Origin of the sequence: Pseudarthrobacter chlorophenolicus, assembly GCF_000962805.1 — a bacterium.
Classification (GTDB): domain Bacteria; phylum Actinomycetota; class Actinomycetes; order Actinomycetales; family Micrococcaceae; genus Arthrobacter; species Arthrobacter chlorophenolicus_A.
Window position 1 is genome coordinate 386,760 of sequence record NZ_JZTW01000001.1, and the last position, 22,762, is coordinate 409,521.

Genomic DNA, 22,762 nt, shown 5'->3' on the forward strand with positions numbered 1-22,762 from the left:
TGTTGTGGTGACTTCCACGCTGCTTTCCTCCCTGACCACGTCCGCCGTCGGTGGCCCCGCCGGCAAATACATCGAGGCGCGGACCGAGGCTGAGATCATCGATGCCGTCCGCACCGCGGATGCCGCCGGGGAACAGGTGCTGATCATCGCGGGCGGTTCCAACCTCCTGATCTCCGACGACGGGTACCCCGGGACGGTGGTGAAGATCGCCTCCGAGGGCTTCACGGTCAACGCTGAAGACTCCTGTGGCGGGGTGGCTGTGGTGGTCCAGGCCGGGCACAACTGGGACCAGCTGGTGGACTACGCAGTCCGCCACGCCTGGTCCGGGATCGAAGCGCTGTCCGGGATCCCGGGGTCAACGGGCGCGACGCCGGTCCAGAACGTAGGTGCCTACGGGGCCGACGTCTCGCAGACCATCGCCGCGGTCCGGACCTGGGACCGCGAGCGGAACGCCGTGCAGACCTTCACCAACTCCGAGCTGAAGTTCGGCTACCGGGACTCCATCCTGAAGCAGACCACCGTGAACGGGTCGCCCCGCTACGTGGTGCTGACGGTCGAATTCCAGCTGCCGCTCGGCCGGATGAGCGCCCCCATCCGGTACGCCGAGCTGGCGCGGTCCCTCGGCGTGGAGGCGGGCAAGCGGGCCTACTCGAACGATGTGCGCCGGGAAGTGCTGCGGCTGCGGGCTTCCAAGGGCATGGTCCTCGATCCTGCAGACCGGGACACCTATTCGACGGGCTCGTTCTTCACCAACCCGATCGTTCCGGAGTCCGAAGCCGCCTCGCTGCCTGACAACGCGCCACGGTACCCTGCCGGCCAGGACGGAATGGTTAAGCTGTCCGCTGCATGGCTGATTGACCAGGCCGGCTTCGGCAGGGGCTTCGGGCTCGAACCGGACAGCGTGTCCGGGGGACGGGCTTCGCTGTCCACCAAGCACACCCTGGCCATCACCAACCGCGGCGGCGCCGGCGCCTCCGATGTGGTGGCCGTGGCACGCGAGGTGCGTGCCGGCGTCGAACGCCGGTTTGGCGTCCGCCTGCACCCGGAGCCGCTGCTCATCGGCCTGGAACTGTAACGTCTTCTTCCGCGGACGCTGGGGTGGCTGCCGGGTCCTGTCGCAGGGATGCGGCCGCACCCATGACCGCTGAGGCCCACCCGGCCAGGGCAAGGTAGATGCCCATGAAGATCCAGACCAGCTGCCCCGGCGCCAGCGGGCTCGCCGTCCCGGCCACGATGCACGTGGCCAGGCCAGCGGTGGCGACCGCCAGGGACAGGACCCAGAGCACCCGTCCGGTCATCGGGTGGCGGCGCCAGTCCCGGCGGATCCGCACGCCCTGGCAGCCGGTCCGAAGGCCGGGAAACAGAACCGCGTAACCCCCGCCCAGGCTCAGGGCCAGTGAGGGAAGAAGGATCCGGGGTTCGGACTGTCCGCTGCCCAGGAACCTGGTGAGGGAAAGGCTTCCCAGCGCCGTGCCGGCCAGGACGCTGAGGGTCCCGCCGATCATCCACATCCTGGTTTTACGCGCGAGCAACAGCCACAAACTCCCCAAAGTCATGGTTCCACCCTAACCGCCGTAGGCGCCCGGGGGCGCGGCGCCTAGGATGAAGCAATGTCACCAACCGCCGTGCGGCTGAGCCGTAACGTCCTGGGCCGGCTCCGGCTGGCGTCCCAGGGGCTCACAGCTGCCGGACCTGCGCCAGCTGCCGGACCAGGCGGTGCTGTTCCCGGCTCCGCCGCGGACGTGGTGCGGTGGATGACGGCGATGCAGGCGCAGGACCTGCAGGCGTCGCTGTGGGCCGTGGGTGTGCGGCACCCCGGCTCCGGCCTGAGCGATGTGCGTGCAGCCCTTGATGCCGGCGCGATCGTCCGTTCCTGGCCCATGCGCGGAACGCTGCACCTGGTGGCACCCGAGGACCTTGGCTGGATGCTGGACCTCACTGCCGAGCGCCTCACCAGGAGCATCGCCGCCAGGCACCGGGAGCTGGCCATCAGCTGGGCCGACATCGAGGCGAGCCGGGATGTGGCGCTGGCCCGCATCGCTGCCGGTGGCCCCGTCAGCCGTGCAGACCTGTTCAAGGAGTTTGATGCCGCGGGCCAGCCAACAACGGGCCAGCGTGGCATCCACATCCTGGGCACGCTGTGCCGGCACGGCTGGCTGGTGCAGGGGCCGCTGGCTGTAAACCAGCAGCTGCTGGTCGCCTTCGACGAGTGGATTCCCGTATCACGGCGCCTCGAACGGGCCGAGGCGGTGGCGGAGTTCCTGTTGCGCTACATCCGAAGCCACGGACCGGCAACGGTACGGGACTTCGCATGGTGGACGCAGATCCCGCTGACAGAGGCCAGGGCCGCGCTTGAAGCCATCCGCCACCAGGTAGTGGAAGTTGAGTTTGGTGGCGTGGGCTACTGGATGTCGCCGGAGACCGCCTCCCTGCTGGACAGCGGGGTCCCGGGAGCCAGGTCGGTCCTGTTGCTGCCCGGCTTCGACGAGTTCGTCCTCGGCTATCAGGACCGCGGCCTCGTCCTGGCGCCGGAGCACTTCAACAGCATCGTTCCCGGCGGCAACGGGGTCTTCAAGAAGGCTGTGGTTGCGGCGGGGGAGGTGGTGGGCACCTGGGCGCGGGAAGGCACCGGCCGTGCTGCCGCCGTCGTACCCGAACTCTTTGACGGGATGCGGCCACTCGGGCCGGCAGCGCAGGCAGCATTCAGCCGCTCCGCCGGCAGGTACCTCGAGTTCCTCACCACCTGACCGGCCCCCACCCGCATAACCGGCCCCCACCCGCATAACCGGTGCCAGTCAGCAACGGTTATGCGGGCCAGGGCCGCTCGTGGTGATGACTGTCCACATAGGCGGGCTGCCGGCTGCCATCTGGAGTGCTGGTTGCCCATGCTGGCACCATGAATTCCGATAAAATCGCTGCCTTGGTGGAAGGACGGTGGCCAGGAGGGCCGGTGGTTTCCACCGGGCAACTGGCGGAGGCCGGATTGGAAAGCCGGATGGTGGCGGCGGCGGTGAAGGCTGGCGTGATCCTCCGGCTGCGGCGGGGTGCCTATGTCCGGGGCTCTTACTGGAGCACGCTCAAACCCTGGAACCAGGACCGGCTGATGATTATGGCGCACTATGAATCCACGGGGGGCCGGGCCCGCTACACCCATGTCAGCGCTGCCATGCTGCACGGCTGCGATGTGTGGAACACCGGGTCCACGGTCCACGTGACAACGCAGTACTCCAATTCGCGGACCAGCGCGGGCGTGGATGTCCGGACCCACCGGCTGCCGCTCGCAGCGGGCGATCTGGCTACCCTCTGGAGGCCAGATGGCCGCGGGATCCTGACCACCGGCCTGGAACGGACGGTCCTGGATTGCGCGCGGATCCTTCCCCGTGCCAAGGCAGCCGTCATCGGTGACCATGCGCTGGGCAAGGGTGCATCGTTGGAGGGCATGCGGCGTTTGCTGGACGACAGCACTGTGAAGCGTGGGAGCCGCAGGGCCGCCGAGCTGCTGGACGTATTGGATGCACGTTCTGAATCGGCGGGGGAGACGCGGACCAGGTTGCTCCTGTACTCGTTCGGGCTGGACAGGTTCACGCCGCAAATTGAAATTCCCACCCCCGAAGGTCTCTTTCGTGCGGACTTCGCAGATGCTGAGGCAAAAGTTGTCATCGAGTTCGACGGCGCCGCCAAGTACTTCGACTTCAACCCCACCGACGGCGTGCTGGTGGCTGAGAGATTGCGGGAAACTGCACTGACTGAGGCCGGATGGCGGGTCTTCAGGCTGCGATGGAAGCACTTGGACCGCCCCGAGGAGCTTCGGAGGCGGCTTCTGGAATTCCTGGGACAGCACCCCGGAACGCAAAAGCGGCCCCGGCCCGCATAGCCGGTCCAAGGTAGCAACGGTTATGCAGGCCAGGGCCGCTCAAGCGGCGGGCAACGGTTACAGGTTGCCGGTGGCGATCTTCAGCATGCGGCGCAGCGGCTCGGCGGCGCCCCAGAGCAACTGGTCGCCCACGGTGAAGGCGCTGATGTAGCTGGGGCCCATCTCCATCTTGCGGATACGGCCCACCGGGATGTCCAGGGTGCCGGAAGCGGCCACGGGAGTCAGATCCGCCATGGAAGCTTCCTTGGTGTTGGGAACCACCTTGGCCCACTCATTGTCCTCAGCCAGGAGCTTCTCGATCTCGGCAACGGACAAGTCTTCGCGGAGCTTCAGCGTCAGCGCCTGGGAGTGGGAACGCATGGCACCAATGCGGACGCAGAGGCCGTCCATGATGACGTGGTTGTCCTCGGCGGTGCCCAGGATCTTGTTGGTTTCCACCCCGGCCTTCCACTCTTCCTTGGACTGGCCGTTGCCAAGGTCCGCGTCGATCCAGGGGATCAGGGAGCCGGCCAGCGGCACACCGAACTGGGTGGCGTCGATGTCGGTGCGCTGGTGCGCCAGGACCTTGCGGTCGATCTCGAGGATCGCCGAGGCAGGGTCGTCAAGTTCGGTGCTGACTTCGGCGTTAAGCGTGCCGAACTGGCTGAGGAGCTCACGCATGTGCCGGGCGCCGCCGCCGGAGGCAGCCTGGTAGGTCATGGACGTGCCCCACTCGACCAGGCCGTTCTTGAACAGCCCGCCCAGGCCCATGAGCATGCAGGAGACCGTGCAGTTGCCGCCGATGAAGTCCTTGGTGCCGTTGACCAGGCCCTTGTCGATCACATCGCGGTTGATGGGGTCCAGCACGATGATCGAGTCGTCGTTCATGCGCAGGGTGGAGGCGGCGTCAATCCAGAGGCCGTCCCAGCCGCGGCTGCGCAGTTCACCGTGGACCTGCTTGGTGTAATCCCCGCCCTGGGCGGTAACGATAATGGGCAGCTTCGCCAGGGTGTCGAGGTCGAATGCGTTCTCGAGCTTGCCGGCGCTGCCTCCAGCTGTTCCAGCAATAGACGGTGCGGCACCTCCCGCGTTGGAGGTGGAGAAAAACACCGGGTTGATGTTGGCGAAGTCGCCCTCGTCCTGCATGCGCTGCATGAGGACGGAGCCCACCATGCCGCGCCATCCGACCAGGCCGACAGAAGGGGTAGCTGCTGTAGTCATTCGTCCAGTTTAGACTTCGCAACCGGAAGGGCGCAGTCGGTTACGTCACTGCCGCCAGCCACCTGCGGAGTACGACGGCGGCCCGGACCGGCAGCGGTTTTCTGCTGCTGGCAGCCGCAACAGGCTAGCCCCGGTCGGACTCTTCCAGCAGGGCGGTCTTGCGGGCGCGCAGGGCGAAGAACGCGCCAAAGGCGAAGGCCTGCGTTACCACCACGAGCACGATGGCGCCGGCGATCTTGTTGCCACCCAGAATCATGGTGAGCCCCACGATCGCGGACAGCAGCGCCAGGAGGGGAAGGAGCATGTACCCCAGGACGAACAGGGTTTCGGGTTTCTTCAGCATCGTCCTAGCTTTCGGTCCGTGACCATTTGGTGAATCGGTAGCGCGTGCCATTGGCGCCGGTCAGCCAACCGTCCGGCGGGAGGGAGGAGCTGGCCTCCCAACTGGTGCCGAGCTCCGGAGCGTATGTGTCGCCGTCGGCCTGTACGTCGATGGTGGTGACCACCGCAACGTTGGCGAGCTCGGTCGACTGGCGGAAAATCTCGCCGCCGCCAAGGATCCAGACGGTGTCGCCGCCGTCGACGAACTGGGACTCCAGCAGCGCGTCATCCAGCGAGGGGACCACCACGGCGCCCTCCGCCTCGGGTGTACCGGCCCAGCTTTCCTGCCGGGTGATGACGATGTTGGTGCGCCCGGGCAGCGGGCGGTACTTCTCCGGAAAGGACAGCCAGGTTTTGCGGCCCATGATCACCGGGTGCCCGGTGGTCAGCCGGGTGAAGTGCCTGAGGTCTTCCGGCAGGTGCCAGGGCATGTCCCCGTCTTTGCCGATGACGCCGTCCGGTGTCTGCGCCCAGACCAGGCCCACGCCCCTGATGGAGGCGGCAAGTTCGTCCGTGAAGGACTGCGGATCGGCGGAGTTCCCGGTGCTCATACGGCAATCGGCGCCTTAATGGTGGGGTGGTGCTTGTAACCGACCACCTCGAAGTCTTCCAGCGTGTAGTCGAAGATCGAGGCGGGCTTCCTGTTGATCTTCAGCTGCGGGTACTCGTACGGCTCCCGTTCGAGCTGCTTGAGGACCTGGTCCATGTGGTTCTCGTAAATGTGGACGTCGCCACCGGTCCAGACAAACTCGCCGGGCTCGAGGCCCACCTGCTGCGCCAGCATGTACGTGAGCAGGGCGTAGGAGGCGATGTTGAACGGGACGCCCAGGAACATGTCCGCCGAGCGCTGGTACAGCTGGCAGGAGAGCTTCCCGTCGGCAACGTAGAACTGGAAGAACGCGTGGCACGGCGGCAGCGCCATGTCATTGAGCTCGGAGACGTTCCAGGCCGAGACGATGTGCCGGCGGGAGTCCGGGTTGGCCTTGAGGTTCTCTACAAGCTCGGCGATCTGGTCGATGTGGCCGCCGTCCGGGGTGGGCCAGCTGCGCCACTGCACGCCGTAAACCGGGCCGAGGTCGCCGTCCTCGTCAGCCCATTCATTCCAGATGGTGACGCCCTGGTCCTGCATCCACTTCACGTTGGTTTCGCCGCGCAGGAACCACAACAGCTCCACTGCCACGGACTTGAAGTGGACCCGCTTGGTGGTGATGAGCGGGAAGCCTTCGGCGAGGTCGAAACGGATCTGGCGGCCGAAAACGCTGGTGGTTCCGGTGCCCGTACGGTCGGATTTGTGCGTGCCCTGCGCGAGGACGTCGCGCAGAAGGTCTTCATAAGGCGTGGGGATGCTCACCGTCCAAGTCTACCGGGGCGGGGTGGGTGGCGCGGTGACGTGGCGGACGGCACGGATCACCAGACGCAGCGCGAACCCCATCAGGAGGAGCATCGGCGGCCAGATGGTCCACACGCTGGTCAGTTCGAGCCAGCCCGTGACGCACAGCCAGCTGAAAAGGATTGCCAATGCCGGCGTCAGCGCCGCGAGGACGTCCTTGCCGGCGCGGGCTTCGAGAGCAGCCCGGGCCGCATCCTGCGCTCCTTTGCTGGCCATGGCCGGAAGGAACCGGTACAGCAGCCACAGGAACGCCACCACGCCGGTACCGATCAGCAGCGGCGAAAAGACAGCAAAGACTGATTTGCCGGCGAACCGGTCCGGGATGCCCGCCCCGTTCCAGTGCACGGGGACGGGATCCGGCATCCCGGGGTAGAGGTAGGCCCCCAGGACTGCCGTTGCGGCCAGGAGCAGCAGGGATGGCACAAACCAGGTCCGCTCAGATGCCCGGCCCGGATCAGTGTCCATCGGCCCGCTTCCTTCCCAGCCTTGCTCGAACCAGGTCCAGCAGCAGCCCGTCGCCGAGTCCCGCCTTCCGGCCGGCTTCCACATAGCGTTCGACGGCGGCCGTCACCTCCGGCGGCACGGCACCCGGGCTGCCGTGCCCGGCACCGCCCGGAACGGATCCGATGAAGGTGCCGCCCCGTCGTCGTGATTCAACAACCCCTGCTGCCTCCAATTCCTTGTAGGCCCTGGCCACGGTGCCGGCAGCAATTCCCAAATCTGCGGCCAGGCTGCGGACGGTGGGCAGCCTGCTTCCAGCCGGCAGTGCGCCAACGGCAACCAGCGAGCTGATTTGTGACCTGATCTGCTCATAGGGCGGGGTGGCGGACCGCAGGTCCACTGTGATTCCGGCGCTCACGGCACCTTTTCCGGTGAAGGCGCGGCCGCGGAGGCAGGCTTGGCGGTGATTCCGCGGACGGGGATCACCGCAATGACCACGCCGGCAGCCGCCAGGATCACGCCTACTCCCGGTGCCATCTGCCACAGGACCGAGGTGGGGTCGGCGGCCGGCGGGGAAAAGCGCTGCAGCCCTGGTGCTGCGCTCATGAGCAGTGCCCCGGCCTGGGCGGAGAAGAGGGCAGCCAAGGTGCGGGCCACCCTGTGCAGCGTGATGGCACGAAGGGCGGCGTCCAGGCCGCGAACCGCGGCAGGGATACTGGGGCGGCGCCGTGCCACGGCAACGGGCACGGCGGCTGTTCCGATGGCAGCAGCAGTGGTCCACGCTGTTGCTGGCCACGAGGCAGGAACACCCGCTGCTGCCTGCCGCGCCGCAATGAGGACCATGACGCAGAGCAGGATGGCCGCGGCAGCAACCACCGTGGTGATGAGGGCGGGGGAGACCGGCTGGCGGGGCCAGCGGCGGGGCTCGCCGTCCGTGCCGTAATTGCGGTGCAGGAGGACCTCCCCACCGGCCACCACCGCCAGGATAGCTATGGCCGCCAGTGCGACGAAGATCGCCGGCTGGCCGGTGAGGACGCCGGGCACCAGCGCCGCTGCAACTACGGGAAGGGCTGCAGCCACGCCCATGGCGGGCCCGATCGAGACCACCAATTTCGTGGCCGGTTGCGCGTCAGGGATCCGGCGGGTCCGGATTCGGGTCAGTCCATGGGACAGTTTGGGCGGCGCCCACCACCACATCGCCAGGAGCACCACAAGGTTCAATATGGCGGCGGGACTGGCCCAATTGCCTGTGCCTTCTGCCGGGTCCGGCAGGGCAGCATAATTGCCGGCGATTGCGGCCAGGCCAGCAGCCACGGTGGCAACGGTCCGGAGCAACCGGTTCATCGCGATGGTCCGCAACAGGCCGTTGTCCTCGGAGGAGAGCCATTCCAGCCGCCGGCGCCGGGCGATCAATGCCAGGACGGCAAAGGTTCCGGCTGCCAGGACCACCAGCGCGCCACCCAGAGGGGCGGCGAGGCCGGTGCCGGGGACCCGGCCGTCCCCGCCGTAGTACACGTAACCACCGGACGGTTCGGGACGCGGCACGTAAGGAACGGGATCAAAGCCCGGCAGGGTTGCCGTCCACGCGATCTGCCCGGCGGCAGTGACGAAGATAGCCAGCACGGTCCAGAAAAGTTTCCGGGGCAGGAAATCCCGAATCCGGCGGACGTCGAGGCTGGCCCGCCGCCGGGGAAGCCGTGGGCCGGGATAGCTAAGCTGGCCGATGGCATGCACCGCAAGGCAGCCCAGGACGGGCCACGCCAGGACGGGGAGGAGTTCGACGGCGGACGGCGCCTCGGAGGCGTCGGAGACGGGGATGAGGCCCGCCTTCGCCGCCGGCTGGAGCGAACTCACCAGCCAGCCGATGACCCCGATCCAGAGCGCGTGCTTGGCTGCAGTGTCCGCTGACCCGGGATTGCCCGGTTGCCAGATGACCCACCGGAGCAGCAGGTAGACCCCCGCCGCCAGCAGGAACGGAAACAGGAATACCGTCGGCTGTATCGCGTTGAACGCTAAGGCGTCGAGGCCTGGCACATCTTCCCCCAAATTCGTGCGGCTTTGTATCAAGTATTTGATACAAAGTGGCGCGCGGTCAACCGGGCGGACCAGCCATTACCGTCAGTCGTCGAAGGGCTTGAACCGCTCGACCGCTACAACGTTGTTGCCCTTTGCGTTGGCCACGTGGCACACCACCAGCTCGCCGGGGGACAGGTACGGGTCCGCGGCGGGGAGCTGGCTGCCCAGCCGCGCCGGCATGTGCTTGGCCAGCTGGGCGAGGACGGTGGGCAGGGCCGGACGGTGCGTGCAGACTGCCACAGGTTTCTGCTTGTCGAAAAGCGACTCGATGATGCCGGCCGTCTTCTTGGGGCTGCGCTCATGCCGGTGCTCCGTCAGTGCCTCCGCCATCTTGACCTTCGCGCCGCTGGCCTTGGCATAAGGAGCCACCGTGGCTACGCAGCGCAGCCACGGGCTGGTGACCACCCGCGGCGGTTTCCAGGCCTGCAGCAACCTTCCGACGGCTTGAGCCTGCCGGATACCCGTGGCGGCCAGGGGACGTTCACCTTCGGCCTTGGTCCAGGAGGAACGTGGCTTGGCCTTGGCGTGGCGGACAACCAGCAGCGGCCAGGTGTCCAGCCCGCCGCGGGCGTGTGCCTCCCGCAGATGCTGCAGCGGCACGGTATCGGAAGGGTTGGAGAGCAGCGCGGCCGCCTTGTCCGGGCTGCACCACATGACGGAGTCCACCTCCTTGCCGTCCGGCACGAGGCGTGCGCCATTGACCTTCACTGCCCAGTAGTAGACCACCTTCAACCCCGAAGCCACGTGGTAGTGGATGGGCGGCAGGGGAATGCCCAGCGGGGCATCAAGCCCAATCTCCTCCCGCACTTCCCGGACTGCGCACTCGGGTACCGTCTCGCCGTCGTCGATCTTGCCTTTTGGCCAGGACCAGTCGTCATAGCGGGGGCGGTGGATCAGGAGGACCTCCAGGCCATCCCGGTTGGCCCGCCAGGGGATCGCTCCGGCAGCCGTGACAGCTACTGGTTCCCCGGGGTGGTCTGTTTGGTCTTCTACGAGAGCATCGCTCGACAAAGCCGGGGCCCTAACGCCGGCTCAGGCTGCGCTGCCGGGGGCGCGAGGCGAGCAGCCAGGACTGTACGTCTTCAAGCGGCTTGCCGTCCTCCCCGAGGTGGTGGCGGATCCAATGGCCGTCGTTGTCCAGGTGCCAGCTGGACGTTTCCGGTGCCAGGTAGCGCTGCAGCAGGTCGAGGACGTACGTGATGTCATCGGCGCTTGCCAGCTGCACCAGGGCCTCCACCCGCCGGTCGAGGTTGCGGTGCATCATATCGGCCGAGCCGATGTACACCACAGGGTCTCCGCCGTTGGCGAAGGCAAATACGCGGGAGTGCTCCAGGAACCGGCCCAGGATGGACCGGACGGTGATGTTCTCGCTCAGGCCCGGAACGCCGGGGCGCAGCGAGCAGATTCCGCGCACCACCACGTCGACTTTCACGCCGGCCTGGGACGCGCGGTAGAGGGAGTCGATGATGGCTTCGTCAACCATCGAGTTGACCTTGATCTGCACGCGGCCCGGCTTGCCTGCCCGGGCGTTGCGGATCTCGGTTTCGATCCTGTCGATCAGCCCGGACCGCACGGAACGCGGAGCCACCAGCAGCCGCTTGAACGTCGATTTGGGAGCGTAGCCGGACAGCTGGTTGAACAGCTTGGACAGGTCCTGGCCCACCTGCTCGTTGGACGTCAGGAGGCCGAGGTCCTCGTAGTACCGTGCGGTGCGGGGGTGGTAGTTGCCGGTGCCGATGTGGCAGTAGCGGCGCAGGCCATCCACTTCCTGGCGGACCACCAGGGACAGCTTGCAGTGCGTCTTCAGGCCCACGATGCCGTACACCACGTGAACGCCGGCCTGTTCCAGCTTGCGGGCCCAGGAGATGTTGGCCTGTTCATCGAACCGGGCCTTGATTTCCACCAGGGCCAGCACCTGTTTGCCGGCCTCCGCGGCGTCGATGAGCGCATCGACGATGGGGGAGTCGCCGGAGGTGCGGTACAGCGTCTGCTTGATGGCCTGCACCTTGGGATCCGCTGCGGCCTGCTCCAGGAAGGCCTGCACGGAGGTGGAGAACGAATCGTACGGGTGGTGAAGGAGGATGTCGCGGCGGCGCATGGCGGCAAAGACGTTGGCGGCCTTGGACGTCTCGGACTCATTCAGGTACCGGGAGGTGTGCGGTACGTGCTTGGGGTAGTGCAGGTCGGCGCGGTCGATTCCGCCAATGACGGCGAGGCCGCGGAGGTCCAGCGGAGCCGGTACCGAATAGACCTCGGACTCCTCCACGCCGAGTTCGCGGATCAGCAGCGCCCGGATGTTCGGGTTGATGTCATTGGTCAGTTCCAGCCGGACGGGCGGGCCGAACCGGCGGCGCAGCAGTTCCTTCTCGAGAGCCTGCAGGAGGTTCTCGGCGTCGTCCTCCTCAACCTCCACGTCCTCGTTGCGGGTGACGCGGAACGTGTGGTGTTCCAGGACTTCCATGCCGGGGAAGAGCTTGTCCAGATGGACGGCGATGACGTCTTCGAGGGCAATGAACCGTGCCACGCGTCCGGCCACGGCGCCTGCGCGCGGGCCGTCAATGGAGATCAGGCGCGGGAGCTGGTCCGGCACCTTGACGCGGGCGAACAGCTCCTTGTCGCTCACAGGGTTCCGGACCACCACGGCCAGGTTGAGGGACAACCCGGAAATGTAGGGGAAGGGGTGTGCCGGGTCCACCGCGAGCGGCGTGAGGATGGGGAACACCTTTTCGGCGAACATGACGCTCAGCTGCTGCTGGGCGGCGTCGTCGAGTTCGTCCCAGTGCATCAGGTGGATGTGCTCATACGCCAGGGCGGGACGGATCTGTTCGGCGTACACCTGGGCGTGGCGCTGCTGCAGCCTGTGGGCTTCGGCGCTGATCTGTTCCAGCACTTCCACCGGGCTCAGGCCGGCCGGGGAAGGAACGGCCAGTCCGGTGGCGATACGGCGCTTCAGGCCGGCCACCCGGACCATGAAGAACTCATCGAGGTTGGAGGCGAAGATGGAGAGGAAGTTGACCCGCTCCAGCAGGTGCAGGGTGGGGTCCTCAGCCAGTTCCAGCACCCGGGAGTTGAAGCTCAGCCAGCTCAGCTCGCGGTCCAGGAAACGGTCCGGGCTGATGTCCCCTTCCGGTTGCAGGTTGGGCGCGAACTCCGGGATGTCGATGCGGTCCTGCGTAGCCCGGGAGGCCGGAACCTCGGAGGACCCGAAGCGGGCACGGACCGGGGTTGCAGCATCCTGGGACGTGGCTGTTCCGGACGGTTCCGGGTTCATGGGATCTCCTTTTACCTGGCGCTTGATGCTGGCGCTTCCGGCCTGCGCGGTTCTGTTTCAACCTTACAAGCATTCACCGCGGTGGAGCCCCTGATGACCGCCCCCGCCGGGTGAATCAGCCGGCTTGCCTAACCTTGCTTCACCGGCCCGTACATGACGTCCATGTCCCAGCGGGTGAACCCCAACCTGCGGTAGAGCGAGACGGCCGGTGTGTTGTCCGCGTCCGTGTACAGCATTACGGCGTGCAGCCCAAGGTCCTGCAGGTATTTGATGCCGGCAAGCGTCAGGGCCTTCCCCAGGCCGGAACCCTGCGCTTCAGGTGCCACGCCCACTACGTAGACTTCGCCGATGGCGGGATGCGATCCGTGCCTGGGATGGACCTTCGTCCAGTGGAACCCCAGCACCTGGCCGGCGGCGTCCACGGCGAGGAGGAACCCTGCGGGGTCGAACCAGTCTTCCTCCATGCGTGCCGCCAGGTCCGCCCGGGTGAGGCTGCCCTGTTCGGGGTGGTGCGCGAAGGCCGCACTGTTGACGGCCAGCCACGCGTCCTCGTCCCGGCCGGGCACGAACGGCCGCAGCGACACACCTTCCGGAAGTACTGCCTCGGGAAGGTCCGCCTCCGCCGTCGTCATCCGCATCTTCCACAACTCCCGCACCGGGGCGTAGCCGTACCGTGCGGCGAGGTCGGCGGCGGCCTCGTGGTTGCCGTGGGACCAGGCCTTCAGGCCGTCGAAACCCCGGCGGTCCTGCAGTGCCCGCACCAGCCGGTCAGCCACTCCCTGGTTCCGGTACGAAGGGTGCACCGCAATTTCCAGCACACCGCTGTGGTCCGGTTCCTCCACTACGACGGCGAACCCTGCCAGGTCCTGGCCGGTGGCCGGATCCGAGTCCTCATCCGGGGCGTACAGGGCCAGGGTCAGCAGCGAGTGGTCTGCAGAATCGCCGGCGCGCATGGTCACCAGTGTCTGCTCGGAGATCGAGGGATTGCCGTCGGACTCTTCGGCCGCAGCCAGGAGGTCGCGGCAGTCCTTCAGGAGTTGCCGGTCAACCCCGCCTTGGACAACATGGACGGGCCATTTCTCGGGGTGCGCTGGAGTCATGAAGCTAGGCTACGGGATCAGGCGCCAGTGGCTCAGGCTTCGGTCAGTTCGTCTTCCTGCTGCCGCACCAGGGTCAGCCGGTAGCCAACGTTCCGCACGGTGCTGATCAGGTTCTCGTGGTCGGCGCCCAGCTTGGCGCGCAGGCGCCGGACGTGGACGTCAACGGTGCGGGTGCCGCCGTAGTAGTCGTAGCCCCACACCTCGGTCAGCAGCTGCTGCCGGGTGAAGACGCGGCCCGGGTGCTGGGCCAGGTACTTGAGGAGCTCGAATTCCTTGAACGTCAGGTTCAGGGGAGCGCCGTTGACCCTGGCGGTGTAGCTCGCCTCATCGATGACGACGCCGGCGGCGCGGATTTCGCTGGGAGCGTCATCCTGCTCCGGGACGGCGCGGGCCACGGAGAGCCTGATGCGCGCTTCAACCTCGGCGGGCCCGGCGGAGTCGAGGACGATGTCATCCACCGCCCAGGCCGATGAAACAGCGGCCATGCCGCCTTCAGTCAGGATCAGGACCAGCGGTGCGCTGAGGCCGGTGGCTTTCAGGAGCTGGGTGAGGGACCGGGCGCCAACAAGGTCCTTGCGCGCATCCAGCAGGACGATGTCGCAGGGGTCCGTTTCGAGGAGCGCGGTGGGCTCCGCAGGGAGGATGTGAACGCGGTGGTTCAGCAGTTCCAGGGCAGGCAGGATGTCTACCGACGAGCCGGTGCTGTTCGTTAAGAGCAGGATGTGCGACATTGTTCCTCCATGGGCTGTCCGCGCATCATCGGGCGACTGAGCTGATGCTTGAGTATACCCGGCAGGCCCTCCCGAACCAGAGATTCCAGCGCCCCGGCAGTCCATTTTGCGACATATGCCGTTCATATAGGGCAGGATTGGGCGGGGGCGGACACGCCCTTTGAAGAGGCGGTTCCACGCCTAGTGCCAATGCCAGGACGGGATGACAGCGCAGTGAGTGCAGTAACGATTCACAGGCCGGTTTCCATATGACGGCGGACCTGCAGGCGCCTGCCCGCTCTCTTGGTTCCTGGACCATCGGTGTCGTCGGCATCGCCGGCCTGGCCGCCATCATCGCCGGTGTTTACGTCTCCCGTGAAGCCTTGGCCGCCGTTGCCGTAGTAATTGCCCTCGCAGTGGGGATCGGCTGGCCGCACTTCCTCCGGATTCCGGCCAAGAAAACACTCGCGGCCGTCATCGCACTGCCCGGTGCCGGGTCTGCCCTGGCCGCCTTGTGGGCGCCTGCGCCCGGTTACCTGGACTGGACCCCCGGTTTCGTAGCGGTGGGCATGATGGCCGTCTTCGTAGTGCAGCTCATCCGCGGTACGGGCCAGGCGCAGCGGCTGGAGTCCACCCTGGGCTGCTGCGTGGGCGTGCTGCTTTCCTGCCTGGGCGCGGGATGGGTTGCCGGCGCCCGGTTCAACGGCGTCCGCGAGATGCTGCTGGTGGCCGCGATCAGCGCAGCAGTGGCCCTGCTTGCCGGGCTGATCCGCTGGCCGGACAACGTCATCGCCCCGCTGTGCATCGTGCTTGCCGGTCTGGCTGGCCCGCTTGCCGGGCTGGTGCTCTCAGACATCGCTGTCCTGCCGGCAGCCATCTTCGGCGTGGTGGTGGGTGCGGTCCTTGCAAGTTTCCGGCGCCTGGTCACCCTGCGGGGTGCGCCGTTGAACTTTGCGGCGGCCCTCGGCATGGGCCTTGCGCCGGTCTCGGCCGTCGGCTCGCTCGCTTACTTCATAGACAAACTACTCATCTTCTGACGGGTTAGGATGGCATCATGTCCGTACTTGCATTTGAAATCTTCTTCCTTGTCCTGCTCGGCATTGCGAGCCTGTCCATGGCTTGGTTCGCCGGCTTTGTGGTCTACCGCCTCTTCAAGGGCCAGAAGTAAACCAGCCTTCCGATCCCGCAGTTTCTCGAGGTAAACGCCGTGCCCATTGAGATTCCCACAGATCTGACTCCGGAACTTGTTCCCCTTTCCTGGCTCATTGGTGAGTGGGAAGGCCGTGGCCGCCTTGGCAGCGGTGACGAGGATTCCGAGCACTTCCTGCAGCACGTCTCCTTCACCCACAACGGTCTGCCGTACCTGCAGTACCGGGCGGAGAGCTGGCTGACGGACGACGACGGCACGCGCCTGCGGCCCCTTACGGTCGAGACCGGCTTCTGGGCACTGGAGCGCAAGCAGCTTGACGCCGACGGCGGCCCCGGCCTGGTGCCCGCGGACATCGTGCCTGCGCTCAAGAGCGCCGACGAAGTGGAAGCCCTGCGCAACAGCGAGGGCGGATTCGACATTTCGGTGTCCATCTCCCACCCGGGCGGCATCTCCGAGCTGTACTACGGCCAGATCAAGGGCCCGCAGATCCAGCTCACCACCGACATGGTGATGCGCGGCAGCCACTCCAAGGACTACAGTGCCGCCACGCGGATCTTCGGTCTGGTGGACGGCAACCTGTTGTGGCGGTGGGACGTTGCAACGGGAGGGGACGCGGGCAAGGGGCTTGAAGCCCATGCCTCGGCGTTCCTGGCGCGGGTTTCATAACCAGAAGGTCCACCAGCAGGGAGAAGCGCCGTGGCAATCGAAGGAACACCCGGAACCTACAGCGATCTCAAGGCTGTCTTCTTCAACGGCACGCTCAAGAAGTCGCCGCAGACCTCCAATACTGACGGCCTGATCAACATCAGCCGGCTGATCATGGAGAAACAGGGCGTAAGCACCCGGGTAATCCGCACGGTGGACCACGACATCGCCAGCGGGGTCTACCCGGACATGACACAGTACGGGTGGGCCACCGACGAATGGCCCGAGCTCTACCCCGCGGTCCAGGAAGCTGACATCATGGTGGTGGCCGGGCCAATCTGGCTGGGCGACAACTCATCGCAGACCAAGAAGCTGATTGAACGCCTCTACGCCCATTCCGGTGAACTCAACAGCAAAGGCCAGTGGGCGTTCTATCCCAAAGTGGGCGGTTGCCTGATCACGGGCAACGAGGACGGCATCAAGCACTGCGCCATGAATGTCCTCTACAGCCTGCAGCACATCGGGTTCAGCATTCCGCCGCAGGCCGACGCCGGATGGATCGGGCCGGTTGGCCCCGGCCCCAGCTACCTCGACGAAGGCTCGGGCGGGCCGGAAAGCGACTTCACCAACCGGAACACCACCTTCATGACGTGGAACCTCCTGCACCTGGCCCGGACCCTCAAGGACGCCGGCGGCTACCCGGCCTACGGAAACCTTCCCCAGGAATGGACCGCCGGGACCAGGTTCGACTTCGAAAACCCCGAGTACCGGTAGAAACTCAACCACCCCGCAATACCCCGCAGGCCAAGCAAGGGACCAGGGGCACATGGCCCGGGTCCCAGGTTCCGGCGACACCGCGGAATACAGACTGACTGAAGGACGTTCTCCCCAATATGACTACTCCCAGCCCCCTTTTGTCGCGCCCCGGAGCTGTCGAGGCGGCCGGTGCGGATGCCGGCGTCGCGGCCCACTATGGCGAGCCTCTCCGGGAGCAGCGTGCCCTCGCGGCCGGAACCGCCGTCGTCGACCTCTCCTCCCGCGGCGTTGTCACCGTCACCGGGCCGGACCGGCTGAGCTGGCTGAACACGCTGTCATCCCAGCAGGTGACGGCCCTCCAGCCGGGGGAGTCCAGCGAACTGCTGCTCCTGAGCGTGCAGGGACGCATCGAGTTTGATGCGCGCATCGTTGATGACGGCGGCACCGCCTGGCTGATCGTTGAAGGCGCCGAAGCCGCTCCGCTGGCTGAGTACCTCAACAGGATGAAGTTCATGCTGCGGGTGGAGATTGCGGACGCCTCGGCCGACTGGGCAGTGGTGGGCAGCACCGCCGCCGTGCCCGAGTGGGCCTCGCTGGTGGCCTGGCAGGACCCGTGGCCGCACGTCTCTGCCGGCGGCTACTCGTACGCCACCGTTGCCGAAGAGAGCCATCCCGGGCTGGAACGGCCGTGGTTCGAGTACCTCGTCCCCGCCGCCGAACTGGAACAGATGGTGGCGGACCGGCCGCTCGCCGGCGTCATGTCGTCCGAAGCGCTGCGCATCGCTGCCTGGCGTCCCCGGATCGGAGCCGAAACCGATGACAAGACAATTCCGCATGAACTGGACCTGCTCCGCACCGCAGTCCACCTGGCCAAGGGCTGCTACAAGGGCCAGGAAACCATCGCCCGCGTCCACAACCTGGGGCACCCGCCGCGGCGCCTCGTGTTCCTTCAGCTGGATGGTTCGCAGCACACGCTCCCGGCCGCCGGCAGCGTGGTCCTTGCCGGAGACCGCAAAGTGGGAACGGTCACATCCGTGGCGCAGCACTACGAGATGGGGCCGGTGGCGCTGGCGGTCATAAAGCGGTCCGTAGCCCCGGATGAAATACTGACGGTCCTGGACGGGGACGAGCCGTACACCGCCGGACAGGAACTCATCGTTGCCCCCGACGCCGGCCAGGTGGTGGGGCGCCAGACCGGATTCCTCAGGGGGCCACGCGCATGACAGAACACGGAAACGCCACACCGGGGCAGCACGCCGCCGCAGCCGGGGTCACAGGAGCAGGGCAGGACGACGACGCCGTCGCTTTGGCCCACAGCCTCTTCCAGGCAGCCAGGGACGGGAACACCGAACTGCTCCGCGCCTACCTCGGCGCCGGTGCGCCAGCCACCCTCACCAATGCCGCCGGAGATTCCCTCCTGATGCTGGCCGCCTACCATGGCCACGCCGACACGGTGCGCCTGGTGCTCGAACACGGTGCCGAGGCAAATACCGCCAACGACCGCGGCCAGACGCCGCTGGCCGGTGCGGCGTTCAAAGGGTATACGGACGTAGCCCGGGTCCTTCTGGACGCCGGCGCAGATCCCGACGCCGGAGCGCCGTCGGCGCGCGCGGCCGCGCAAATGTTTGCCCGCCAGGAGATCCTCGACCTCCTGGGCTGAGCCCCCCGGGTCCGCCCGGCAACCACATAATGACTTTGAAGGATGACCGGATGGAAAACGTAGAAAAGCCCTGGGCGGCACTGTGGTCGCTGGTGATCGGGTTCTTCATGATCCTGATCGACAGCACCATTGTGTCCGTGGCCAACCCGCGGATCATGGAGGGCCTGGGCGCCGATATCAACTCCGTGATCTGGGTGACCAGTGCCTATCTGCTGGCCTACGCAGTTCCCCTGCTGATCACCGGCAGGCTTGGCGACCGGTTCGGGCCCAAGAAGCTGTACCTGCTTGGCCTGGTGGTCTTTACCCTGGCTTCACTGTGGTGCGGCCTGGCCCAGGACGTGGAGACCCTCATCGCTGCCCGGGTGCTGCAGGGCCTCGGAGCTGCGGTGATGACACCACAGACCATGGCTGTCATCACCCGCATCTTCCCGCCGGACCGCCGTGGTGCCGCCATGGCCATCTGGGGTGCCACCGCCGGCATGGCCACGCTGGTGGGCCCCATCCTGGGCGGCGTCCTGGTGGACAGCCTGGGCTGGGAGTGGATCTTCTTCATCAACGTTCCCATCGGCGTCGTCGGTTTCATCCTCGCGGTGCGCAACGTGCCCGCGCTCAGTACCCACCCGCACCGGTTCGACATTCCCGGTGTGCTGCTCAGCGCAGTTGGTGTCTTCCTGCTGGTCTTCGGCATCCAAGAAGGCGAGACGTACAACTGGGGAACGATCACCGGGCCCATCAGCGTCTGGTCGCTGATCATCGCCGGGATCATAGTCCTCGCAGGATTCGTCACCTGGCAGCGCTTCAACAAGGGGGAACCGCTGCTGCCGCTGGGCCTGTTCCGGGACCGCAACTTTTCGCTCGCCAACCTTGGTATCACCATGGTGGGGTTCACCGTGACGTCCTTTGGCCTGCCCCTGATCTTCTACTACCAGATGGTCCGCGGACTGACACCGACGCAGTCCGCCCTCCTGATGGTTCCCATGGCCCTCATCTCGGGCGGCATGGCCCCCGTGGTGGGAAAGATCGTGGACCGGGTCAACCCCAAATACCTGGCGGCCGTTGGCCTGACGCTGATGGCGGTGGCCCTGGTGTGGAACGGCCTGCTGATGCAGCCGGACACGCCCATCTGGCTGTTCCTGCTTCCCAGCGCTGTCCTGGGATTCGCCAACGCCGGCATCTGGGCGCCCCTGAGCACCACCGCCACCAGGAACCTGCCGCCGCGGCAGGCCGGCGCCGGCTCCGGCGTCTACAACACCACCCGCCAGTTCGGTGCGGTGCTGGGCAGCGCGGCCATTGCCGTCCTGATTCAGTCACGGCTGGCGGCTGAGCTCCCGGCCGGCCCCGGCGGCCAGGCCGGCGGGGCGGGCGAGGGCATGGCCATGGGCGGTTCCCTGCCTGAATTCCTGCACGCAGGATTCTCGACGGCGATGGCGCAGTCCATCCTGTTGCCCGCCGCCGTGGTGCTGGCCGGGGCAGTGGTGGTGCTGTTCTTCGCCAAGCCCAAGCCCGTTCAGGGATGGGGCGCCGCTGAAGAACCTGCTCCCTCAGCCAAGGTGGACGCTGGTCTGGATTCCGCCGGCTGACAAGCCGAGCCGGCGGGCCAGCGCCAGCGATCCGGTGTTGCTGACGTCAGCCCGCCATTGCAGCGTCAGCCCGGCGGCCAAGGCCTCGTGGGACGCGATGGAAGCGGCGAGCGTCCCCAGCCCGCGGCGCCGCCACTCAGGATCCACCAGGACCCCCAGCTGGGCCAGCAGTCCTTCCCACTCTGCGTAGGCGCCGCAGGCCAGGGGAACCCGCTTGCCGTCGAGCTCGTGGACGATGGTGAAGCGGTTCTCAAGGTCGGATAGCCCCACCTCGTTGACGTCGTCCGGCGGGCAGCGGCCCTCCAGCTCGATCGCTTCGGCGTTACCGTGTGACACGGTCATCTCCTCAGAGGGCTGCTGCAGCGGCAGGTCGTCGGCGAAGAACAGTGCCGCCGCGCCCAGGCCGTGGCCGCCACGGTCCCGGGTCAGGGTCAGCAGGGTGACGTGCTGGGCCATTTCGGCATCAGGGATGTCGGCGGCCGCGTCAATGACGTCCTGCGGCCCCACCAGCACGGAACTGCCGAACAGCCTGACGAACTCCACCGTTCCGGCCGAGTCATCGGCCCGGACGATGCGCTCCCCGGAGGCAAGCGCAGAGCCGAAAGCGTCGTCGTCGAGGCCCAGGCGGCGGGCCCAGGCAAGCTGGATGATGGCGGCAGAGCCGGGATCGAGTGTCATGGTCCCAGCCTAGGGCGCCGGACGCTGTCCCGGCCGGACACCATGCCTGGAGGCTGGCCCGGCCGGGCACTGTGCTGTGCCTAGCCGAACAGGACTGCGGCTTCGTCGTACCGGTTTTGCGGCACGGTCTTGAGCTGGCCCAGGGCTTCCTCGAAGGCGACGTGCTGGATGTCGGTGCCCTTGAGCGCCACCATGGTGCCCCAGAAGCCTTCCACCACGGAGTCGATGGCGGCCATGCCCAGGCGGGTGGCGAGGACGCGGTCGAAGGCGGAGGGGACGCCGCCGCGCTGGATGTGGCCCAGGATGGTGGCGCGGGTTTCGATGCCCGTACGGGCTTCGAGCTCGGGCGCGAGCTGGTCGGCGATGCCGCCCAGGCGGGGCCGGCCGAAAGTGTCCAGGCCGCGCTCGGAGTGCGGGGATTCCATGTGTTCGGGCACGAACCCTTCGGCGACGACCACCAGCGGCGCGCGGCCGCGGGCGTGGGCTTCCTTCACCCATTCGGTGATCTGCTGGATGCTGACCTTCTGTTCCGGAATGAGGATGGCGTGGGCGCCGGCCGCCATGCCGGCGTGCAGGGCAATCCAGCCCACGTGCCGGCCCATGACCTCGGCGATCATGCAGCGGTGGTGGGATTCGCCGGTGGTCCGGAGCCGGTCGATGGCCTCGGTGGCAATCTGCACCGCGGTGTCGAAGCCGAAGGTGTAATCGGTGGCATCGAGGTCGTTGTCCACGGTCTTGGGGACGCCTACGATCTTCAGGCCGGCGTCGGTCAGGCGCTTGGCCGCGGCGAGGGTTCCCTCACCGCCGATGGCGATGATGGCGTCGATGCCCAGCCGGTCCATGTGGGCTTTGATGACCTCGGGGCCGCCGCCGTTTTCGAACGGGTTGGTGCGGGAGGTGCCCAGGATGGTGCCGCCCTGCTTGGCGATGCCGCGCACCATGGTGCGGGGGATGTCGATGATGTCGCCCTCCACCACGCCGCGCCAGCCGTCGAGGAATCCGACGAACTCGTGGCCGTGGATGGCGATGCCCTTCAGCACGGCGCCGCGGATGACCGCGTTCAGTCCGGGGCAGTCGCCACCGCTGGTGAGGATTCCAATTTTCATGTTTCGGCTCAAATCCTGGAAGAGGGTCTACTGGCAGAGCGCCACGCTGAGCTCACCTAGAAGTGTAGTGGGAGGTGTGGGGTACGACACAAACCCGTTACACGCGGGTGAACGGGGTATCACCAGGGCGGGCACGGCAAAGGCCCCCGCCGTTGTGAACGGCGGAGGCCTTTGGACGTCGTATGCAGGTCAGCTGAGGGACCGGCGTTCCAGGAATGTCTGCAGCGGAATAACGTTCCGCTGGTCCGGAAGGATGGCCCACGCCAGGAGGTAGAAGACCACTGCGGGGCCGGGGAGGAGGCAGAACACGAGGAACGCGATGCGGACAAAGGCTACGTCCACGTTCGTCTTGGCGGCGATCCCGCCCAGGACGCCACCCACCCAGCGCTGCGGGCCGCGTTGCAGGCCGAAGCCCCTGACGATGCTGAAAAACTTGTCCATGGTTCAAGACTTCCCTGTTGTCGGTTGGTTGTCACGTTTCCGGGCGGAGAGCAGGCCGCCCACCACCAGTGCGGCGCCCGCTCCAATCATGAGCCCGATCAGGACGTACGTGGCGTTGAGGGTCACGATGCCCAGCTGGGCAACAATGATCAGGGCGGCGAGGGCCAGGACGATCAAGCCCCACACCACCGTCCCCACCCTCGTGGTGGAGGGGGCGGCAGGGTCTGTGCCCGCCGTCGTCGTGCTGTCCGGGTAGTACCCGCTGCGGCCCGAAGGATCCGGTGCCTGGTTACTGGTGCTCAT

25 protein-coding genes are annotated in these 22,762 nt (G+C 66.8%); 9 read left to right on the top strand and 16 right to left on the bottom strand.

Going from position 1 to position 22,762, the window contains the following annotated elements; translation table 11 throughout:
- Positions 1-7: 7 nt before the first annotated feature.
- A complete protein-coding gene (locus UC32_RS01765; protein ID WP_045729857.1) occupies positions 8-1,075 on the top strand; it encodes a UDP-N-acetylmuramate dehydrogenase in 1,068 nt (355 codons plus the stop codon).
- Here the strand turns inward: UC32_RS01765 and UC32_RS01770 are convergent.
- Positions 1,056-1,556: a hypothetical protein gene (locus UC32_RS01770; RefSeq protein ID WP_152642530.1), complete on the bottom strand. Its 501-nt coding sequence runs from the start codon at positions 1,554-1,556 to the stop codon at positions 1,056-1,058. The genes UC32_RS01765 and UC32_RS01770 overlap by 20 nt on opposite strands.
- A gap of 54 nt (positions 1,557-1,610) precedes the next feature.
- Between UC32_RS01770 and UC32_RS01775 the strand changes: the two genes are divergently transcribed.
- Both UC32_RS01775 and UC32_RS01780 read left to right on the top strand, forming a co-directional pair.
- The gene (locus UC32_RS01775) at positions 1,611-2,747 is read left to right on the top strand and encodes a winged helix DNA-binding domain-containing protein (protein WP_045729548.1); all 1,137 of its coding nucleotides are present in this window, start codon (positions 1,611-1,613) and stop codon (positions 2,745-2,747) included.
- 149 nt (positions 2,748-2,896) lie between these two features.
- Positions 2,897-3,874, top strand: a complete 978-nt coding sequence (locus tag UC32_RS01780) for a type IV toxin-antitoxin system AbiEi family antitoxin domain-containing protein (RefSeq protein WP_045729858.1) — start codon at positions 2,897-2,899, stop codon at positions 3,872-3,874.
- A gap of 57 nt (positions 3,875-3,931) precedes the next feature.
- Here UC32_RS01780 and asd read toward each other — a convergent pair whose 3' ends face one another.
- The 11 genes from asd to UC32_RS01835 all read right to left on the bottom strand — a co-directional run bounded on the left by asd (position 3,932) and on the right by UC32_RS01835 (position 14,464).
- Complete coding sequence (asd, locus tag UC32_RS01785; protein ID WP_045729549.1) at positions 3,932-5,074, bottom strand: aspartate-semialdehyde dehydrogenase; 1,143 nt, start codon at positions 5,072-5,074, stop codon at positions 3,932-3,934.
- 124 nt (positions 5,075-5,198) lie between these two features.
- Entirely contained in the window at positions 5,199-5,417 is a 219-nt protein-coding gene (locus UC32_RS01790) for an NF038396 family protein (protein ID WP_045729550.1), read from the bottom strand.
- Between the two features lie 4 nt (positions 5,418-5,421).
- Positions 5,422-6,006, bottom strand: coding sequence for a dihydrofolate reductase (locus UC32_RS01795; protein WP_045729551.1), 585 nt, complete (start codon positions 6,004-6,006; stop codon positions 5,422-5,424).
- On the bottom strand, positions 6,003-6,806 hold the full coding sequence (locus UC32_RS01800) for a thymidylate synthase (RefSeq protein ID WP_015937891.1): 804 nt from the start codon (positions 6,804-6,806) through the stop codon (positions 6,003-6,005). Before UC32_RS01800 ends, UC32_RS01795 begins: the two co-directional genes overlap by 4 nt.
- 9 nt (positions 6,807-6,815) lie before the next feature.
- Positions 6,816-7,310 carry a DUF1648 domain-containing protein gene (locus tag UC32_RS20000; RefSeq protein WP_052690500.1) on the bottom strand — a complete coding sequence of 165 codons (495 nt, stop codon included), beginning with the start codon at positions 7,308-7,310 and terminating at the stop codon, positions 6,816-6,818.
- On the bottom strand, positions 7,300-7,704 hold the full coding sequence (locus tag UC32_RS01810) for a GntR family transcriptional regulator (RefSeq protein WP_045729552.1): 405 nt from the start codon (positions 7,702-7,704) through the stop codon (positions 7,300-7,302). The genes UC32_RS20000 and UC32_RS01810 overlap by 11 nt, the downstream gene beginning before the upstream one ends.
- Complete coding sequence (locus UC32_RS01815; protein WP_235423563.1) at positions 7,701-9,320, bottom strand: hypothetical protein; 1,620 nt, start codon at positions 9,318-9,320, stop codon at positions 7,701-7,703. The genes UC32_RS01810 and UC32_RS01815 overlap by 4 nt, the downstream gene beginning before the upstream one ends.
- 84 nt (positions 9,321-9,404) lie before the next feature.
- Positions 9,405-10,373 carry an NUDIX hydrolase gene (locus UC32_RS01820; RefSeq protein ID WP_045729553.1) on the bottom strand — a complete coding sequence of 323 codons (969 nt, stop codon included), beginning with the start codon at positions 10,371-10,373 and terminating at the stop codon, positions 9,405-9,407.
- Positions 10,374-10,383: 10 nt separating this feature from the next.
- Complete coding sequence (locus UC32_RS01825; RefSeq protein WP_015937887.1) at positions 10,384-12,633, bottom strand: RNA degradosome polyphosphate kinase; 2,250 nt, start codon at positions 12,631-12,633, stop codon at positions 10,384-10,386.
- A gap of 128 nt (positions 12,634-12,761) precedes the next feature.
- Complete coding sequence (gene mshD / locus UC32_RS01830) at positions 12,762-13,733, bottom strand: mycothiol synthase (protein ID WP_045729554.1); 972 nt, start codon at positions 13,731-13,733, stop codon at positions 12,762-12,764.
- Between the two features lie 32 nt (positions 13,734-13,765).
- Complete coding sequence (locus UC32_RS01835; protein WP_015937885.1) at positions 13,766-14,464, bottom strand: winged helix-turn-helix transcriptional regulator; 699 nt, start codon at positions 14,462-14,464, stop codon at positions 13,766-13,768.
- Positions 14,465-14,712: 248 nt separating this feature from the next.
- On the opposite strand from UC32_RS01835, the gene UC32_RS01840 reads away from it, so the two are divergent.
- The 6 genes from UC32_RS01840 to UC32_RS01865 all read left to right on the top strand — a co-directional run bounded on the left by UC32_RS01840 (position 14,713) and on the right by UC32_RS01865 (position 20,234).
- On the top strand, positions 14,713-15,480 hold the full coding sequence (locus UC32_RS01840) for a hypothetical protein (protein WP_045729555.1): 768 nt from the start codon (positions 14,713-14,715) through the stop codon (positions 15,478-15,480).
- Between the two features lie 170 nt (positions 15,481-15,650).
- The gene (locus tag UC32_RS01845; RefSeq protein WP_045729556.1) at positions 15,651-16,259 is read left to right on the top strand and encodes a nitrobindin family protein; all 609 of its coding nucleotides are present in this window, start codon (positions 15,651-15,653) and stop codon (positions 16,257-16,259) included.
- A gap of 30 nt (positions 16,260-16,289) precedes the next feature.
- Positions 16,290-17,012 carry a flavodoxin family protein gene (locus tag UC32_RS01850; RefSeq protein ID WP_045729557.1) on the top strand — a complete coding sequence of 241 codons (723 nt, stop codon included), beginning with the start codon at positions 16,290-16,292 and terminating at the stop codon, positions 17,010-17,012.
- Between the two features lie 119 nt (positions 17,013-17,131).
- Positions 17,132-18,217 carry a CAF17-like 4Fe-4S cluster assembly/insertion protein YgfZ gene (ygfZ, locus tag UC32_RS01855; RefSeq protein WP_045729558.1) on the top strand — a complete coding sequence of 362 codons (1,086 nt, stop codon included), beginning with the start codon at positions 17,132-17,134 and terminating at the stop codon, positions 18,215-18,217.
- Positions 18,214-18,654, top strand: a complete 441-nt coding sequence (locus tag UC32_RS01860) for an ankyrin repeat domain-containing protein (RefSeq protein WP_200896293.1) — start codon at positions 18,214-18,216, stop codon at positions 18,652-18,654. The genes ygfZ and UC32_RS01860 overlap by 4 nt, the downstream gene beginning before the upstream one ends.
- Positions 18,655-18,704: 50 nt before the next feature.
- Entirely contained in the window at positions 18,705-20,234 is a 1,530-nt protein-coding gene (locus UC32_RS01865; RefSeq protein ID WP_045729559.1) for a DHA2 family efflux MFS transporter permease subunit, read from the top strand.
- Here UC32_RS01865 and UC32_RS01870 read toward each other — a convergent pair.
- From UC32_RS01870 to UC32_RS01885, 4 genes are all read right to left on the bottom strand, one after another.
- Complete coding sequence (locus UC32_RS01870) at positions 20,196-20,912, bottom strand: GNAT family N-acetyltransferase (RefSeq protein WP_045729560.1); 717 nt, start codon at positions 20,910-20,912, stop codon at positions 20,196-20,198. The two genes, UC32_RS01865 and UC32_RS01870, sit on opposite strands and share 39 nt — an antisense overlap.
- Before the next feature lie 80 nt (positions 20,913-20,992).
- Positions 20,993-22,018: an ATP-dependent 6-phosphofructokinase gene (locus tag UC32_RS01875; protein ID WP_045729561.1), complete on the bottom strand. Its 1,026-nt coding sequence runs from the start codon at positions 22,016-22,018 to the stop codon at positions 20,993-20,995.
- Between the two features lie 189 nt (positions 22,019-22,207).
- Positions 22,208-22,459, bottom strand: a complete 252-nt coding sequence (locus tag UC32_RS01880; RefSeq protein WP_015937875.1) for a PspC domain-containing protein — start codon at positions 22,457-22,459, stop codon at positions 22,208-22,210.
- 3 nt (positions 22,460-22,462) lie between these two features.
- A complete protein-coding gene (locus UC32_RS01885) occupies positions 22,463-22,762 on the bottom strand; it encodes a hypothetical protein (protein WP_045729562.1) in 300 nt (99 codons plus the stop codon).

Coding starts and splice junctions, on each gene's coding strand:
- UC32_RS01840 (WP_045729555.1), top strand. CDS start 14,713: ATGACGGCGGACCTGCAGGCGCCTGCCCGCTCTCTTGGTTCCTGGACC.
- UC32_RS01860 (WP_200896293.1), top strand. CDS start 18,214: ATGACAGAACACGGAAACGCCACACCGGGGCAGCACGCCGCCGCAGCC.
- asd (WP_045729549.1), bottom strand. CDS start 5,074: ATGACTACAGCAGCTACCCCTTCTGTCGGCCTGGTCGGATGGCGCGGC.
- UC32_RS01770 (WP_152642530.1), bottom strand. CDS start 1,556: ATGACTTTGGGGAGTTTGTGGCTGTTGCTCGCGCGTAAAACCAGGATG.
- UC32_RS01825 (WP_015937887.1), bottom strand. CDS start 12,633: ATGAACCCGGAACCGTCCGGAACAGCCACGTCCCAGGATGCTGCAACC.
- UC32_RS01835 (WP_015937885.1), bottom strand. CDS start 14,464: ATGTCGCACATCCTGCTCTTAACGAACAGCACCGGCTCGTCGGTAGAC.
- UC32_RS01795 (WP_045729551.1), bottom strand. CDS start 6,006: ATGAGCACCGGGAACTCCGCCGATCCGCAGTCCTTCACGGACGAACTT.
- mshD (WP_045729554.1), bottom strand. CDS start 13,733: ATGACTCCAGCGCACCCCGAGAAATGGCCCGTCCATGTTGTCCAAGGC.
- UC32_RS20000 (WP_052690500.1), bottom strand. CDS start 7,310: ATGGACACTGATCCGGGCCGGGCATCTGAGCGGACCTGGTTTGTGCCA.
- UC32_RS01875 (WP_045729561.1), bottom strand. CDS start 22,018: ATGAAAATTGGAATCCTCACCAGCGGTGGCGACTGCCCCGGACTGAAC.
- UC32_RS01775 (WP_045729548.1), top strand. CDS start 1,611: ATGTCACCAACCGCCGTGCGGCTGAGCCGTAACGTCCTGGGCCGGCTC.
- UC32_RS01790 (WP_045729550.1), bottom strand. CDS start 5,417: ATGCTGAAGAAACCCGAAACCCTGTTCGTCCTGGGGTACATGCTCCTT.
- UC32_RS01880 (WP_015937875.1), bottom strand. CDS start 22,459: ATGGACAAGTTTTTCAGCATCGTCAGGGGCTTCGGCCTGCAACGCGGC.
- UC32_RS01885 (WP_045729562.1), bottom strand. CDS start 22,762: ATGAGCACCAGTAACCAGGCACCGGATCCTTCGGGCCGCAGCGGGTAC.
- ygfZ (WP_045729558.1), top strand. CDS start 17,132: ATGACTACTCCCAGCCCCCTTTTGTCGCGCCCCGGAGCTGTCGAGGCG.
- UC32_RS01780 (WP_045729858.1), top strand. CDS start 2,897: ATGAATTCCGATAAAATCGCTGCCTTGGTGGAAGGACGGTGGCCAGGA.
- UC32_RS01865 (WP_045729559.1), top strand. CDS start 18,705: ATGGAAAACGTAGAAAAGCCCTGGGCGGCACTGTGGTCGCTGGTGATC.
- UC32_RS01870 (WP_045729560.1), bottom strand. CDS start 20,912: ATGACACTCGATCCCGGCTCTGCCGCCATCATCCAGCTTGCCTGGGCC.